This is a genomic window from Methylophilales bacterium MBRSF5, from assembly GCA_001044335.1.
Taxonomy (GTDB): domain Bacteria; phylum Pseudomonadota; class Gammaproteobacteria; order Burkholderiales; family Methylophilaceae; genus BACL14.
This window is the reverse complement of record CP011001.1, coordinates 1,127,762-1,143,924: the sequence shown is the minus strand read 5'-3', so window position 1 is coordinate 1,143,924 and position 16,163 is coordinate 1,127,762. Positions and strand designations below refer to the sequence as shown.

12 protein-coding genes are annotated in these 16,163 nt (G+C 33.0%); 7 read left to right on the top strand and 5 right to left on the bottom strand.

Annotated features, from left to right (window positions below; all coding sequences use genetic code 11):
* Window positions 1-59 precede the first annotated feature (59 nt).
* From UZ34_06140 to UZ34_06120, 5 genes are all read left to right on the top strand, one after another.
* Window positions 60-575: a hypothetical protein gene (locus UZ34_06140; protein ID AKO64925.1), complete on the top strand. Its 516-nt coding sequence runs from the start codon at window positions 60-62 to the stop codon at window positions 573-575.
* The gene (locus UZ34_06135; protein ID AKO64924.1) at window positions 572-1,639 is read left to right on the top strand and encodes a 3-dehydroquinate synthase; all 1,068 of its coding nucleotides are present in this window, start codon (window positions 572-574) and stop codon (window positions 1,637-1,639) included. Before UZ34_06140 ends, UZ34_06135 begins: the two co-directional genes overlap by 4 nt.
* 21 nt (window positions 1,640-1,660) lie before the next feature.
* Window positions 1,661-2,761 (top strand): deoxyguanosinetriphosphate triphosphohydrolase, encoded by a 1,101-nt coding sequence (locus tag UZ34_06130; protein ID AKO64923.1) that lies wholly within the window; start codon window positions 1,661-1,663, stop codon window positions 2,759-2,761.
* Window positions 2,762-2,952: 191 nt separating this feature from the next.
* Window positions 2,953-4,218, top strand: coding sequence for a hypothetical protein (locus UZ34_06125; GenBank protein ID AKO64922.1), 1,266 nt, complete (start codon window positions 2,953-2,955; stop codon window positions 4,216-4,218).
* An 81-nt stretch (window positions 4,219-4,299) separates the two neighbouring features.
* Complete coding sequence (locus UZ34_06120; protein AKO64921.1) at window positions 4,300-6,030, top strand: hypothetical protein; 1,731 nt, start codon at window positions 4,300-4,302, stop codon at window positions 6,028-6,030.
* Here UZ34_06120 and UZ34_06115 read toward each other — a convergent pair.
* The 4 genes from UZ34_06115 to glnA form a co-directional block, all read right to left on the bottom strand.
* A complete protein-coding gene (locus UZ34_06115; GenBank protein AKO64920.1) occupies window positions 6,022-7,470 on the bottom strand; it encodes a hypothetical protein in 1,449 nt (482 codons plus the stop codon). The two genes, UZ34_06120 and UZ34_06115, sit on opposite strands and share 9 nt — an antisense overlap.
* Window positions 7,471-7,753: 283 nt before the next feature.
* Window positions 7,754-9,151: a nitrogen regulation protein NR(I) gene (locus UZ34_06110; GenBank protein AKO64919.1), complete on the bottom strand. Its 1,398-nt coding sequence runs from the start codon at window positions 9,149-9,151 to the stop codon at window positions 7,754-7,756.
* A gap of 2 nt (window positions 9,152-9,153) precedes the next feature.
* On the bottom strand, window positions 9,154-10,215 hold the full coding sequence (locus tag UZ34_06105; protein ID AKO64918.1) for a hypothetical protein: 1,062 nt from the start codon (window positions 10,213-10,215) through the stop codon (window positions 9,154-9,156).
* A gap of 44 nt (window positions 10,216-10,259) precedes the next feature.
* Complete coding sequence (gene glnA, locus UZ34_06100; GenBank protein ID AKO64917.1) at window positions 10,260-11,669, bottom strand: glutamine synthetase; 1,410 nt, start codon at window positions 11,667-11,669, stop codon at window positions 10,260-10,262.
* A gap of 193 nt (window positions 11,670-11,862) precedes the next feature.
* On the opposite strand from glnA, the gene UZ34_06095 reads away from it, so the two are divergent.
* Entirely contained in the window at window positions 11,863-12,675 is an 813-nt protein-coding gene (locus UZ34_06095) for a hypothetical protein (protein AKO64916.1), read from the top strand.
* Window positions 12,660-13,340 (top strand): hypothetical protein, encoded by a 681-nt coding sequence (locus UZ34_06090; GenBank protein AKO64915.1) that lies wholly within the window; start codon window positions 12,660-12,662, stop codon window positions 13,338-13,340. The genes UZ34_06095 and UZ34_06090 overlap by 16 nt, the downstream gene beginning before the upstream one ends.
* On the opposite strand, the gene UZ34_06085 is transcribed toward UZ34_06090, so the two are convergent.
* On the bottom strand, window positions 13,337-16,153 hold the full coding sequence (locus tag UZ34_06085; protein AKO64914.1) for an excinuclease ABC subunit A: 2,817 nt from the start codon (window positions 16,151-16,153) through the stop codon (window positions 13,337-13,339). The two genes, UZ34_06090 and UZ34_06085, sit on opposite strands and share 4 nt — an antisense overlap.
* Window positions 16,154-16,163 lie beyond the last annotated feature (10 nt).

Here is a 16,163-nt window from a genome sequence, read left to right as displayed (position 1 = left end):
ATCTAGAGTATTTAATATACTTGTATAATGAATAATTAAAGAAAGATTATATATTAGATATGGTGTCAAAAATAATATTAGTTGGAATGATGGGGGCAGGAAAAACCACAATTGGAAAACTTTTATCTAATAAATTAGGTTACGATTTTATTGATTTGGATAAAATTATCGAAGAAAAATCGGGTGTCAAGATCAATACAATTTTTGAGATTGAAGGTGAGGCAGGTTTCAGAGAAAGAGAACTGCAAGTACTGAGTGATTCGATTGAAAAGGATAAGGTGATTATTTCTACCGGTGGCGGCATAGTAACCAATGAGAAGAGCAGGGCTCAGCTTATAAAACATAATACTTTGGTTATTTATCTGAAAGCAAACCTCCAAACCTTATGTAATAGATTAAAAAATGATAATTCCAGACCGATACTCAACGTTGATGATAAAGAACAGGTTATTGAAAGGATATTGGAGGAAAGAGAGCCTTATTATCAGTACCTTGCAGATATGGATGTTGATACAAGTCACATGAAATCAATTGATGTCGTTAAATTTATAATAAAAAAAATGGATGCTATATGAAAATTTTAAATGTTGAACTTGGAGACAGATCTTATCCTATATATATAGGCAGTGGTGTTTTAGAAGATGCAAAAATAATTACAAGTCACATCAAAACAAAAATCATCTGTATCGTATCGAATACAACAGTTTCTCAACTATATTTAGAGAATTTAAAAAATTTACTAGATGATTATCAAGTAATAGAGGCAATCATTGATGATGGCGAAGAATTTAAAAATTACGATTCTTTAAATTATATTTATACCAAATTACTAGAAAATCAGTGTAATCGTGATACAACCATTCTGGCACTCGGCGGAGGCGTTGTTGGAGACATTGCTGGATATGCTGCTGCTTCATTTCTAAGAGGTATTCCATTTGTTCAAATACCAACCACCCTTCTAGCACAAGTTGATTCATCAGTTGGGGGAAAAACTGGTATAAATCACTTGCTGGGTAAAAATATGATTGGAGCTTTTTATCAGCCACAAGCTGTAGTGATTGACTTAAATGTTTTAAAAACACTTGATAATCGACAAATATCAGCAGGACTTGCTGAAGTTATAAAGTACGGTCTGATTTGGGATGAAGATTTTTTTAAATACCTCGAAGTGAATATTGAAAATCTAAAACAGTTAGATTTTGATCATTTGGAGCATGTCATATACAGATCTTGTGAAATTAAAGCTAAAGTTGTTTCTGAAGATGAAAAAGAATCTGGTATTAGAGCCATTCTTAATCTTGGACATACTTTTGGACATGCGATTGAAAACTGTTTAGGTTATGGGGAGTGGCTCCATGGAGAAGCGGTTGGTTGTGGGATGGTCCTTGCAGCGAAGATGTCACTTACTCAAGCATGGCTAAGTGAGTCTGAGTTCGATCGAGTAAAAGATCTTATTTTCCGAGCTAATTTACCTATTGAAAAACCTAAAATTGACTATGAAAATTTTATTGGTGCTATGAAATTAGATAAAAAAAATAAAGATAAGGAAATTTACCTAGTTCTACAACAAGGCATTGGAAAAGCAATAGTGACCAATAAATATTCATCGAGTGCATTGGACGATGTTATCAAAAGCTAACTGGAAACATGCTCAACAAAAATGAAACAATATGCCGTACATGAGAACAATTCCTTAGGCAGAGAACATTTAGAAAATAAATCACCTCTGAGAAACGACTTTCAAAGAGATCGAGATCGGATTATTCATTCCTCCGCTTTTCGAAGATTGATGTATAAAACACAAGTTTTTGTGAATCATGAAGGTGATATGTTTCGGACAAGACTAACTCATTCGCTTGAGGTATCTCAAATTTCCAGAGGAGTAGCCCGCTCATTAGAATTAAATGAAGATTTGTCTGAAACTATAGCACTAGCGCATGACCTAGGCCACACCCCCTTTGGTCATGCAGGCCAAGATGCATTGAATCAATGTATGAAAAGTCATGGGGGTTTTGAGCATAATTATCAATCCTTACGGGTTGTAGATAAGCTAGAAAAAAGGTATATAAACTTCAGTGGCCTTAATCTGACTTTTGAAAGTCGTGAAGGTATCCTTAAACATTGCTCAACAAAGAATGCATCAGCGTTAGGTAAGGTTGGTGAAAGATTTCTCAACAAAACAAAACCAAGCCTTGAAGCTCAAATTGTAGATATTGCTGATAGCATTGCCTATAACATCCACGATCTTGAGGATGGATACCGATCAGGGATCCTAACCATATCCAAATTAAAGCAACTTGATTTTTTTGCTGAAAATTACGGTAATTTAAGCAACAATTTAAATAGCAATGAGATTGATGAAAAAGTTTGTGTTTATGAAACATTACGTCGAATGATGTTTATTCTTATCAATGATGTGACTAATAATTCAAGAAAATTACTGAATCAGTCAAATATTAAAACAATTGACGAGGTAAGAAACCATAAAACTACATTGATTAATTTCTCCGAGACCATACAAAATTACTTAAATGATTGTAGAAGTTTTTTAAGAATCAAACTCTATGAACATCCGAGGGTAAAACTCATGACTAGCAATGCAAATAAGATAATTACCGATTTATTTAATTACTATAACGATAACTTCGAAACCCTTCCTATTGATTATAAGACTCCAGATAAAAAACACCGCTCAATTGCTGATTTCCTATCTGGAATGACTGATCGTTTCGCTAATGAAATACATAAATCATTGAATTAAATAAAAAAAGACACTTTTTGTTGTAAAAAAACAACAAAATATGCCTCATGTTGCAAAAAAAACACTTAACACTGGTAATGAAATCATAAATTCAGCATAATATTCTTAACTTCTTAACGTTTGACGTTGAGAAAGTTCGCGAACTTTCTCTCAACTTGTTTGAGAGGTATTTTTTAACATAGGAGATTTTTATGAATAATAAAATCAAATTAGCAGTTGCTGGTGCAGTTTTATCTGCAGCTTCAGTTGCAAACGCAGGTATCATCATTCCTGCAGGTGATTGGACGATTGATATTAACGGTAACGTTAATGCCTTCGCTACATGGACAGATGCTGACAAAGCAAAAGGAAGTTCAATTACAGGTGGCTTAGCATCTGGAGAAGACCTTCAAGGTGACGGTGATGCAGTTGGTATTAACACAGGCCTTTTACCTTCATGGTTAGGCTTCACAGGTACAACACGTCAAAATGACGTGGACGTATCATTCACAATTTCATTCCAGCCAAACGCTTCTGACAATGCTGCTGCTGGTGATGCAAAAACACCACTTAATCGTCAAGCTTTTTTAACATTTGGTGATAAGTCTTGGGGTACAGTTAAAATTGGTAAAGATTTAGGTATCTTTGCTGGCCAAGCTATCCTTAATGACATGACATTATTAGGTGTTGGTACTGTTGCTGGCGGTATTCGTTCAGGTAACTCAACAACACTTGGTGGTATCGGAACAGGTTATATCTATCCAGCTTGGAAAGGTCAAATTTCATACACAACACCAAACATGAATGGTTTTTCAGCTACTATTGGTGTAACAAATCCTAACCAAGGTGCATTTGGTGATGCTGTTCAAGTTGTGAGTGGTGTTACATCAGCAACAGAATTAAATCAAGACCGTTTAGGTATTGAAGGTCAGGTTCAGTATGAATGGACTGGTGACGTCGCTGGTAAAGTGTGGTCATCATTTGCATCATATGACGTTTCAATTGACGCATCTGGCGGTACTGATCAAACTACATCAGCTGATGTGGATGACTACACAGCTTCAGTATACGATATTGGTGCTGCGGTGACATCAGGTAACTTAGGTGTTGTTGCTTACTACTACAATGGTGAAGGCGTTGGTACAACACTAATGGGTACTAACGGTGTTGATTTGCAAACTGGTAACAAAGCTAAGAAACGTGATTCAGACGGTGGTTACTTACAAGCTACATACGTGATCCCAACTGGAACAAAACTTGGTGTTTCATACGGTGTTTCAAGACTTGATGAAGCTTCAGGCGAATCTGATGGCACATTAGTCGACGAAAACAAGCGTTGGACTGTTGGTGCATACCACCCACTAACTAAGCACTTAAACTTAGTTGCAGAGTACAATGATGTTGAGTCAGAGGGCCATAGCTCCGCTAATAAAGCAGAGCATCAGTCAATATCTCTTGGCGCAATCCTATTCTTCTAGAATTTTATAGTTCTTAAAGAATTCAAAAACCCTGTTTCGGCAGGGTTTTTTTTTGAATGCATTATCCAATATAATTTACTAATGAATTTACAAAAAATTCTACACGAGGCTTCTGTCTTATTTCAGCAAGGAAATTTTCAGGCTGCAGAGGTATCTCTAAGAAAAGTTTTACGAAAAAATCCTACACACACAGAAGCGTTGACTAATCTTGCTGTTGTTAACATTAATTTAAATAAGACTGATTCGGCTTTAGAGCTCTTTAAAAAATCATTAAATATTTTATATAAAGATCAAACTTTTAAGATGTACATCCAAACTCTATCGCAGTTAAAAAAATGGGACATTGTGATTGAGGATGTTCAACAATTTAATAAAAAAAATGACGAGTGGGGACTTTTGCAACTAGCTATTGCGTACAGGGAAAATGGAGATCTTGAAAAATCAATAAAAACATTTGATGAAATCATTGAAAGTTCAAGTCAAAATATTGATACATATATTAGCTATGGATTTACACTAAATAAATACGAAAAATATGATTTAGCAATTAGCGTATACAAGATGGGCCTGAGTATTGATCCAGAAAATTTTATTCTAAATTACAATCTGGGTATTACGTATGCCAATATTAACCAAACGAAACAATCAGTTGAGCAATTAGAAAAATCCTCAAAGTTAAATTCAAATAATTTTAATTTATGGATTACGCTTGCATCACAGTACGCCAAATTAAGGAAGAAAGATTTAGCTTTTAATGCGATTAATGAATGTAAAAGGATAGATCCAAATAATACTTTGATTCAATTTCAAGAAGCGACGATCAATATGAATTTGGGAAAAATTGATGATGCTGAGGTAACTTTAAAGGAGATCCTAAAAAAAGAACCTGAGAATGTAGAGACAAATTATCATTTAGGTTTAATAAAACTCATGAAGAATGAGTTTGAAAATGTGATGCCCTATTACAGGTACAGAACAAAGCGTGAAAAAAAATTTGGTAAATTTGATGACTTTAGTCTTCCAAATTTAGACCCATCAAAGAAAATTCTTATTAGTTGGGAACAAGGTGTAGGTGATCAATTCTTGTATCTTAGGTTAATAGATGAATTTACACAAATCTATAAAGATGTGACATACATTGCTACCGATAAAACAGAAGACGCAATAAAAGGACTATATCCTAAAATAAAAGTAATAGGAATGACAGAATATTCAAGTAATATACCTCAATACGAAAATTACCAAAAAATAAATCTTGCAACAATCATAAATTACATTCCGAAATTAAAAGAAAAATTAAATAAAAATAATAATTTGGAAGGTTTAGATTTTAAAAATAAATTAATTGGGATTTCATGGAGAAGTGATAATAAAAAAATAGGATCTGAAAAAAGCATTGATCTGATGCAGTTCGAAAAACTATTTAAGTACAAATTTGACTTTGTTTCACTTCAGTATGGAGAGGTTGAGAATGAAATAAAGCAATTCAATTTAAGGACTTCGAATAAGCTTGATGTTGAAAAAGAACTTGATTATTTTAATGACATCAAAGGATTATTAAAATTAATTTCAAAATGTGATTTAGTGATAACAATTAGCAACATAACAGTTCATCTAGCAGGAAGTTTGGGGGTGCCAACGATTCTTTTATGTCCAAAATCACAAGGAAAGTTGTGGTACTGGTATGGTGAAAAAAATTACTCCCAATTTTATCCGAGTGTGCAAATATTGAGACAAGAAAAAGATAGATGCTGGAAAAAGGAATTCGAAACCATTGACGACTATTTAAAACTGAAAAATAAATTACAATAAAAATTCGGGAAAAATTTTCTTAAAACTCTCATATGAAGTTTGTTTTGAGATTTCTCCTCGGACTTGAGCAAAGCTTGCGGTTTGAACAAATCTTTTATCGTCAAGAAGAATCATTGATTGATCAAAATCAATATCTAAAAAATTAAATAAATTTTTAAACTCAGAACTCGAATCAGTAATTATATTGTCATATGAAATAGTATATAAATTATTTCTATATACTTTCTGCCAATAATCTTTTACTTTGTTGTAAAAATTATAAAATTCAACAATTTCATTTGATTTGTATGAAAAAGGAAGTGCAGAATCACCAAAAAAGGTTTTAAAAATAGAAAAACATGTGTCAAATTTATTTCTTTCAGCAAAAACAAATTTTGCGTTAGGAAACATCAATAATATTAGATCAATCCAAAAAAAATTAAGGGGTAACTTATCAATAAAGTTTAAAGAATTCGTCATGGATTCAATTAGATTGACATATCTTGCTTGAATATCTTCTAACGATTCCATCAAGCTATTTTTATCTGATTGAACAAGACTATAAAATTCATCATGCAAAAGAGGAACTTCACCACATGAATATATATTCTTATTATTTAAAAGAATGCTTTCAACAAGCGTAGATCCTGATCTTGGCATACCAACAATAAAAATTGGCGAATGAGAGCTAGGTTGTATTCTGGTAAAAGCAGAAGGATTAAGCTTACTAAATATAAAATCTTCCAAATCCGTTAAATTAAAAAATTTGGAGATACTTTTTCTCTTAACTTCATTTGCTCTTGATAAATGTTTTATGTATGAATCAATACTCTTGTTTTCATAAAATTTAGACAGACATAAGTGAAAATATATAAATTCATCATTTGATAAATGAAAACTTTTTTCTATATTATTAAAAATATCAATATTGTCATAGTATTTAGAATCTTTGGATATTTGCATAAGGTTAAATATTGCAGGTGTAAATTTTGGATTTAACTCAATACATTTTTGAAGGTTCATAACTGCATTTTTTTTATCGTTACACCACATGAAACCAAAAGCTAAGTAAAAATAGTTTATGTGATTGTTTGGATTAATTTCTATTGCTTTTTTTAATGATTTTAAAAACAAATTATATTCATTTATATACCTATAGGCCTCAGCAAACAGTTGATATAAATTTTCATTTGGAGAAATTAATCTCTCAATGATTCGAAGATGATGTAAACATTTATTTATTTCTAATTTGGTAAGATAAATTTTGGCAATATTAAAATGTGATTCTATGTGATTTGGATATATTTTTAGACTTTGGTGAAGATGGTCTAAAGCATTATTTAAATGATTGATATTAAGATATGCCAATCCAAGATTGCAATAAAGTTCCGGATCATCTGGATAAAACTTTAAAGCTTTTTTAAAAAAAGAGATTGAGTCTTGAAATTGGTTTTGATGCATCAATAAAATACCGTAAGTGTTTAATACATCCTTTGATGTAGGGTATTTTCTTAAAAGTTTATTTAAATTAGAAGATGCTTCAGTATATTGTCCATTATTTATATACTGCCAAATTTTATCTAAATGTTCTTGTAATTTTTTAATAGTATTAACTGGAATAAATAATCAGTTAATTATAATACCAATTATGTTTGTAATCAGATTTTTTTAAAACAGTTGATTTTTGCGATTTTTATGTACTAATTCAAATTAATTATTATTAATAATTGTCTATAAAATTAACTCATTGGTCTGAAGAAATATTTAGCTCTTTTATTTTTCTAGTTATTGTATTTCGACCAATTCCCAAAATATTTGCAGCATTTATTTTTTTCCCACCACAATAATTTAATGATTCTTTAATTAGAATACTTTCTAGTTTTTCTAGATATAAATCATAGAGGTCAGATACATTGTTTGATAAATCATTTTGTATTACTAGCTTAATAGATTCTTCCCAATTATTTGAAGGTTTGTTATAGATATTTTCCTTTAAAATTTCTGCAGGAAGATCCGAGATCCCAACTTCTTTCCCGGGAGACATGACGGTGAGCCAATGACATATATTTCGAAGCTGTCTAATATTTCCTGTCCAGTTGAGTTTCTTGAAATAATCTTGGGTTTCTTCATTAAGATATTTTGAATTGGTTTTTAATTCTTTTGCACTTTGATTGAGAAAAAATTTGGCTAGAAGAGGGATGTCATTATCTCTTTCTCTTAAAGGCGGAAGGTGAATTGTAATAACATTCAGCCGATGAAACAAGTCTTCTCTGAAGCTTTGATTATTTATTTTTTCTTGAAGATTTTGATGAGTGGCAGCAATAATTTTCACATTTGCTTTAATAACTGAACTACTTCCAAGTTTTTGAAAAGAACCATCATTGAGAACTCTTAAAAGTTTAGACTGCAGGTCAATCGGCATATCAGCAATCTCATCAAGAAATAAAGTACCATCTTGAGCTTCTTCAAAGTATCCTTTTTTTGTTACATTTGCTCCAGTAAAAGCACCTTTTTCATAGCCGAATAACTCTGACTCAAGAAGATCCTTTGGAATTGCTGCTGAATTAAGTGCTATAAACGGTTTATCTTTTCTTAAGCTATTATCATGAATAGCTTTTGCTACCAATTCTTTTCCAGTACCACTTTCGCCAGTAATAAGGATAGATGCATCAGACTTACTTAACTTACCAATTTGTTTAAAAACCTCTTGCATCGCTTTTGAAGTCCCAATAATTTTGTTTGTACTGTCAATATCATTCAATTCATCTGCTTCATCCTTAAATGCAGAGTTAATTACACTGATTGCATTATCGATATCAAATGGTTTCGGCAGGTATTCATAAGCCCCGTGAGAATAGGAATCAACTGCTGAATCAAGGTCGCTGAATGCTGTCATGATGATTACAGGAATATTTGGAAACTTTCCCTTCACTTTTTCCAGGAATTGAAGTCCAGATTCACCTGGCATTTTTACATCACTAACAATAAGATCTGGCATATCATGATTGAATTGATTAATAGCCTCGTTGGTATTTCCAAATGCTAATACAGTATAATTATTCTTTTCTAAGGCCTTTTGAAGAACCCATCTAATCGACTTATCGTCATCAAGAATCCATATTTTCTTTTTAGAAGAATCCATATTTAATTTTGTATTGGTAATAAAATTTTAAATTCTGTTTCACCAGGTCGACTATTAACATCAATTATGCCGTTGTGAAGCGTGATAAAGTTTTGACTGAGCGGTAGCCCAAGTCCAGTTCCAGAATCTTTTCCGCTAACAAGTGGAAAAAATATTTCTTCAATTTTTTCTTTAGGAATTCCATGCCCATTATCAATAATGGATATGTTTAAAACCGTATGGTGAAGTTTCTTATGAAATATTACTTTTCTTTCAGAGCGAGTAACAAATTTAATTTTATTTTTTTCTTCAAATGGCGAAGAGGTTAAGGCTTCACAAGCATTTTTAATAATATTGAATAGGCTTTGGTAAATTTTTTCATAGTCACAAGATATTAAAGGGATAGATATATCGTAATCCCTAATAAATTCAATTTCGGAGTATTCTAATTTAAGAGTGCTACGAATCTTTTCTAATATTTCATGGATATTATTTTTTTCAAATTTCGGTATTTTGTGAGGGCTCAATAAACTATCCATTAATCTTTGTAAACGTTCACTTTCAGAAATGATGATCCGTATGTACTCAGATAAATCCTCATTGACCTCATCAGATAAAAGCTGAGCTGAGCCTTTAATTCCACCAAGAGGGTTTCTGATTTCATGCGCAAGATTTCTTAGTAACTCAGAGTTGGCTTTTTGTTGCAATATCATCCTTTCTTCTTTTGCTACCTGTAGAACCTGATCCATCTCAATAAATTCTAAAATAAACTCATAATCTTCATCGTCATATGGCGTAACAGTAAATGTCACAGTTTTGATAACATCTTTTATTTTAATTTGACATTCATGTTCTTTGTAGGTGGAGGAGCGCTGTACAGATTTTTCAATTCGATACTTTAAATAATCAATATCCTCGAAAATTAAAGAAATTTGTTTATCTCTTACTTTTTTTAAAGAAATTTGAAAAAGAATTTCTGCACTTGGGTTTAAATATTTAATATTGAGATTTTTATCAAGCAGCACAACGGATGTTGCTAACTGTTCTAATTCGTTATTTTCTTTTTCTTTAATTGGGGGGACCATTTAAATTTTAATTCGGGGTGACATAATCACCCCGAAATTCAAAATTACACTGAGTAATATAAGTCAAATTCAACAGGATGTGGTGTCATTCTCAATGTTGTAACTTCATCCATTTTTAATTCAATTAAACTGTCGATAAAGTCATCAGTAAATACACCACCCTGAGTTAAAAAGGCACGATCCTCGTTTAATGCTTCAAGAGCTTCTTCGAGTGATCTTGCAACAGTTGGGATTGCTGCATCTTCTTCTGGTGGAAGGTGATACAAATCTTTTGTTGCCGCTTCACCTGGATGAATTTTATTTTGAATGCCATCAAGGCCAGCCATTAGGAGTGCACTAAAAGCAAGATATGGATTCGCTGTTGGATCAGGGAATCGTGTTTCAATTCGTCTAGCTTTATCACTTGAAACGAATGGAACTCTGATTGAAGCAGAGCGGTTTTTCGCTGAGTAAGCTAATTTAATTGGCGCTTCAAATCCTGGAACTAATCTTTTATATGAGTTAGTGGATGGGTTAGTAATTGCATTTAATGATCTTGCATGTTTGATTACTCCACCAATGTAAAATAAAGCTGTTTCACTTAAACCTGCATACTCATCCCCAGCAAACATATTTTTTCCATCTTTCCAGATCGATTGGTGAACATGCATACCTGAACCATTGTCATTTAGAACTGGTTTAGGCATGAATGTTGCAGTTTTACCAAAGTTGTTGGCTGTATTGTGCACCACATATTTTAGAATTTGAGTCCAATCAGCTCTTTGTGTCAATGTAGCAAACTTGGTACCAATTTCACATTGTCCAGAACCGCCAACCTCATGATGATGAACCTCAGTTGGAACACCAAGCTGCTCAAGCGTCATACACATGGCTGACCTCAAATCTTGCAGAGAATCAACTGGAGGAACAGGGAAATAACCACCCTTGACTGCTGGACGGTGACCAACGTTTCCGCCTTCATGATTATTTTCGGAATCCCATGTGGCTTCCTCTGTGTAAATTTTTACATGCGAGCCGCTCATATCCGTCTTCCAAGTAATTGAATCAAAAACAAAAAACTCTGGTTCTGGACCAAAAAAAGCAGTATCGCCAATTCCTGTTGATTTTAAATAAGCTTCAGCTTTTAAAGCAATACTTCTGGGGTCTCTGTCATATGGTTTACCGTCTGTTGGGTCAACAATATTGCATGTGAGTGTAAGTGTTGTTTCTTCAAAAAATGGATCAATCTTTGCCGTATCTGGATCCGGCATAAGCAACATATCTGATGCATTAATACCTTTCCAACCTGCAATAGATGAACCATCAAAAGCATGACCATCTTTAAACTTATCTTCATCAAAAGCGGATACAGGAACAGACACATGCTGTTCTTTTCCTTTTGTGTCGGTAAATCTAAAATCAACAAATTTTACATTGTTGTCCTTTACCATTTTCATTACATCTGAAACTGCCATAGTAAAATTTCCTCTCTAGTTTAATTATTTACTTTTTATTAAATGCAACATCTATGCCAAAATAAAATATATGTAATATATTAGTTGATCATCAATAAATAAGCCTTGCTAAACTATAAAAAAGTATTTTTTTGGTCAAATTTAATACAAATTAACTAATAAATGCACTATATTAGTGCAAAAATAGGAAAAAATGAAAAAATTTGCTGTCATAGGTAATCCAATTAATCATTCACTGTCACCACAAATTCATTCAGAATTTGCTCGGCAGCATTCGATAGATTTAACTTATGAAAAAATTATGGCTGATGACGACATAAGTTTTACATCGACAATTGAAAATTTAATTAATAAAAAATACTCAGGTGCAAATGTCACCCTTCCATTTAAAGCATGTGCTGTAAAAATTTCAACAACAAGAAGTTCAGACGTTGATTTAACTGGATCTGCAAACACGCTATGTTTTGATAATAATTCGATTGCAGCACATACAACTGATGGAATTGGCTTGGTGAATGATCTAATAGATAAAATTGGGTCTATTTCCAACTCTTCTGTATTATTGCTTGGGGCCGGTGGCGCTGCTAACGGGGTTATTCCATCTATATTCAGTGAAAAAATTTCTCATCTTTATCTCTGGAACAGGACCATACAGAAATCATTTGACATGGCTGAGAGTTGGCATGAAAGTTTTAGAAGAGTTTCAGTGATGGAAAAAATTGAGTTTAATAAGATTGATATAGTGATTAATGCCACCTCTGCAGGCGTTGATGATAACTCCCTATCCCCAATATCTTTGAATGACTGCCGTAAGGAAATTATTTGCTATGACATGATGTATGGTAAACAAACGGCATTCCTAAAAAATGCAAGCGATAATAACTTAACTTCCTTTGATGGGCTTGGCATGCTTGTTAAGCAAGCAGCAGCAAGTTTTGAAATATGGCATGGGCAAAAAGTCGAATCTAAAAGTGTTGAGGCATCTTTAAGATCATCTCTAGTTTAAAAAAAATATTTGTTGCAATTACAATACTCACAATAGGATACCTAGTTTTTCTGACTCCAAAAATTATTGAGATTTACAAGTTCAAATCTATTAATCCAAAAACGACTTCGATGATGAAGTATCAATTAGGAGTTGATTATGCAAAAAATATCAAAATCGATTGGGTGGTTTATGAAATGATTAATAACTCGATGAAGAGGGCAGTTGTCGCTGCAGAAGACGACCGGTTTATGCAGCATTCTGGAATTGATATCAGATCAATTAAAGATGCATATATTGACAATCTGCATCAAAAAAATAAACGTGGCGGTTCAACAATTTCACAACAACTAGTAAAAAATTTATTTCTTAATCCATCGAAAAATATTTATAGAAAGATCAATGAAGCGGCTCTTGTTATATTTTTAGAAATATTTTTAAGTAAAAAAAGGATATTAGAGCTGTATTTAAATATTGCAGAATGGGGTGATGGACTCTATGGGATTAAAAATGCATCACAATTTTATTTTAATGTTGACCCAATGTCTTTGAACTCATATCAGTCGGCAAAACTTGCATCCATGCTAACCAATCCGAGAAAGTATCAGAAAGATAGACATTCAGAATTTTTAACAAAAAAAACAAACCAAATTTTTAGGAGGATGGATTACTCAAACATCCCTTAAAATAATTTTTGTAAATATTGTCCTGTGTAACTTTTTGCAACATTAGCTAATTCTTTAGGAGAGCCGCAAGCGATTACTTCTCCACCGCCAGAACCTCCTTCAGGGCCTAAATCTATAATCCAGTCTGCTGTCTTAATGACATCCAAATTATGTTCAATAACAACGATGGTATTACCATTATCTCGAAGCTTATGAAGAACATTTAAGAGTAATTGAATATCAGCAAAGTGCAGTCCTGTGGTAGGTTCATCAAGAATGTACATTGTTTTCCCTGTATCTCTCTTAGATAACTCCAGCGCTAATTTAATTCTTTGGGCTTCTCCTCCAGATAAGGTGGTCGCATTTTGGCCGAGAGTAATATAGCCAAGGCCTACATCTAAAAGAGTTTGTAATTTTTTTGCAACGACAGGAATAGACTCAAAAAATTGGTAGGCATCCTCAACGGTCATGGATAAAATTTCGTGAATATTTTTGCCTTTATATTTAATCTCTAAAGTTTCACGGTTATATCGATGTCCTTGGCAAATATCACATTTAACATACACGTCAGGAAGAAAGTGCATTTCCACCTTTAAAACACCATCACCCTCACAAGCCTCACACCTTCCACCTTTGACATTAAAAGAAAATCTTCCTGGACCATATCCTCTTGATTTACTCTCAAGTAATTTAGAGAATAAATCTCTAATCGGGGTGAACAAGCCTGTATAGGTGGCTGGGTTGGATCGAGGCGTTCTTCCAATCGGACTTTGATTTACATCAATGACCTTATCAAATAAATTTACACCTAAAATTTCGTCATGAGGGGCTGTTGCATGATTGTTTCGATTTAATTTATTCGATAAAGATAGATAAAGTGTATCGTTGATTAAAGTCGACTTCCCACTTCCAGAAACTCCTGTAACACAAGTAAAAAGACCAACAGGAATATCTACATCAATACTTTTTAAGTTATTACCTTTCGCCCCCTTGATTCTAATAAAATTATTGGTTGTTTTTGGAAGGTTGTTAATTTCAATTTTTTTATTTTTTGACAAATATTGCGCAGTCAGTGAATTTTTATTTTTTAAAATTTCTTGAGGTGAGCCAGATGCAATTACTTCACCACCATGCACCCCAGCGCCAGGACCAATATCAATCACATAGTCAGCACTTAAGATAGCATCCTCATCATGCTCAACCACAATGACTGTGTTGCCCAGATCCCGAAGATTTTTTAATGTTTCTAGTAGCCTATCGTTATCTCTTTGATGCAAACCAATTGAAGGTTCATCTAAAACATACATAACTCCTGTTAAGCCACTACCAATTTGAGAGGCCAATCTAATCCTTTGAGCCTCTCCCCCAGACAGAGTATCAGCTGTCCTTGATAGACTCAAATAATTTAGTCCAACATTGTTTAGAAAAAAGACTCTACTTTTAATCTCATTGACTATTTTTTCCGCAATATGTTTTTTTGATCCAGTTAGGTTTAAGTTTTCAAAATACTGATGACATTCTTTTAGTGACATATCGCAGATGGTATGGATATCTAAGCCCTCTATTAATACACTCAGTGAGGATTTTTTTAATCTTTTTCCTTGGCAATCGGGACATTCTTTATGGCTAAGATATTTTGCCAACTCATCTCTCACTAAATGGGAATCAGATTCACGATAACGTCTTAAAAAATTATTGAGTATCCCCTCGAAGGCATGGTTTTTTTTGTAAATTTTTCCATCAGAGCTGAGATATGAAAAATTAATTTTTTCATTATTTCCGTAAAGAATAATTTGTTGAATTTCTTGGGCTAACTCATTAAATGGTGTGTCGATATCAAATTGATAATGATCAGCGAGTGACTTTAAAATTTGATAATAAAAATGGTTTCTTTTATCCCAACCTTTGATGGCACCTGCTGATAAGGATAAGTCAGGCATCGCCACTACTTTGTCTGAATCAAAAAATGTTTTGTTTCCAAGTCCATCGCAAGAGGGACATGCCCCTATCGGATTATTAAAAGAAAATATTCTCGGCTCTAATTCTTCCAGAGAAAAATCACATACCGGGCAAGCAAATTTTGTAGAAAATAAATGAGTACTTTCATTATCCATATCATAAACAATGACCTTTGATTTAGATAATCTCACAGCCGTCTCAATAGACTCAGTAATTCTTTGTTTTGAAGATGCATTAATTTTTAGACGATCAACGACCACTTCAATGGTATGTTTTTTATTTTTATCAATCTCTGGTAGATCATCGATTTCATGAATCGAATTATTTAGCCTTACTCTTATGAATCCTTGAGATCGAAGCTCATCAATAAGGTCCTTATGACTTCCTTTTTGCTCACTAATAATTGGGGATAGGATGACAATTTTTTTCTCTTCTCCAAGCAATAAAATATTATCAACTATCTGGGAAATAGTTTGAGCTTCTAACTTATGGTTGTGCTCTGGACAATGTGGGTCTCCTGCTCGAGCAAAAAGTAATCTTAAATAATCATGGACTTCTGTAACCGTTCCTACGGTTGACCTAGGATTGTGCGATGTTGATTTTTGCTCAATAGATATTGCAGGAGATAAGCCTTCAATTAAATCCACATCAGGCTTATTCATCCTATCTAAAAATTGTCTCGCGTAGGCTGATAGTGATTCAACATAGCGTCTTTGTCCCTCAGCATAGATGGTGTCAAAAGCTAGTGATGATTTACCTGAACCAGATAGCCCTGTAATAACAACTAGCTTATTTTTAGGCATGGAGATAGAAATATTTTTTAAATTGTGAGTTCTTGCACCTTTGATAATTAGATTGTCATTATTTTTTTGCATAACCTGTTAA

What these genes read in the sequence shown, in the direction of transcription:
- UZ34_06115 (AKO64920.1), bottom strand. Translation starts at nt 7,470, where the DNA reads ATGCATCAAAACCAATTTCAAGACTCAATCTCTTTTTTTAAAAAAGCT.
- UZ34_06125 (AKO64922.1), top strand. Translation starts at nt 2,953, where the DNA reads ATGAATAATAAAATCAAATTAGCAGTTGCTGGTGCAGTTTTATCTGCA.
- UZ34_06095 (AKO64916.1), top strand. Translation starts at nt 11,863, where the DNA reads ATGAAAAAATTTGCTGTCATAGGTAATCCAATTAATCATTCACTGTCA.
- UZ34_06140 (AKO64925.1), top strand. Translation starts at nt 60, where the DNA reads ATGGTGTCAAAAATAATATTAGTTGGAATGATGGGGGCAGGAAAAACC.
- UZ34_06110 (AKO64919.1), bottom strand. Translation starts at nt 9,151, where the DNA reads ATGGATTCTTCTAAAAAGAAAATATGGATTCTTGATGACGATAAGTCG.
- UZ34_06120 (AKO64921.1), top strand. Translation starts at nt 4,300, where the DNA reads ATGAATTTACAAAAAATTCTACACGAGGCTTCTGTCTTATTTCAGCAA.
- UZ34_06085 (AKO64914.1), bottom strand. Translation starts at nt 16,153, where the DNA reads ATGCAAAAAAATAATGACAATCTAATTATCAAAGGTGCAAGAACTCAC.
- UZ34_06135 (AKO64924.1), top strand. Translation starts at nt 572, where the DNA reads ATGAAAATTTTAAATGTTGAACTTGGAGACAGATCTTATCCTATATAT.
- glnA (AKO64917.1), bottom strand. Translation starts at nt 11,669, where the DNA reads ATGGCAGTTTCAGATGTAATGAAAATGGTAAAGGACAACAATGTAAAA.
- UZ34_06130 (AKO64923.1), top strand. Translation starts at nt 1,661, where the DNA reads ATGAAACAATATGCCGTACATGAGAACAATTCCTTAGGCAGAGAACAT.
- UZ34_06105 (AKO64918.1), bottom strand. Translation starts at nt 10,215, where the DNA reads ATGGTCCCCCCAATTAAAGAAAAAGAAAATAACGAATTAGAACAGTTA.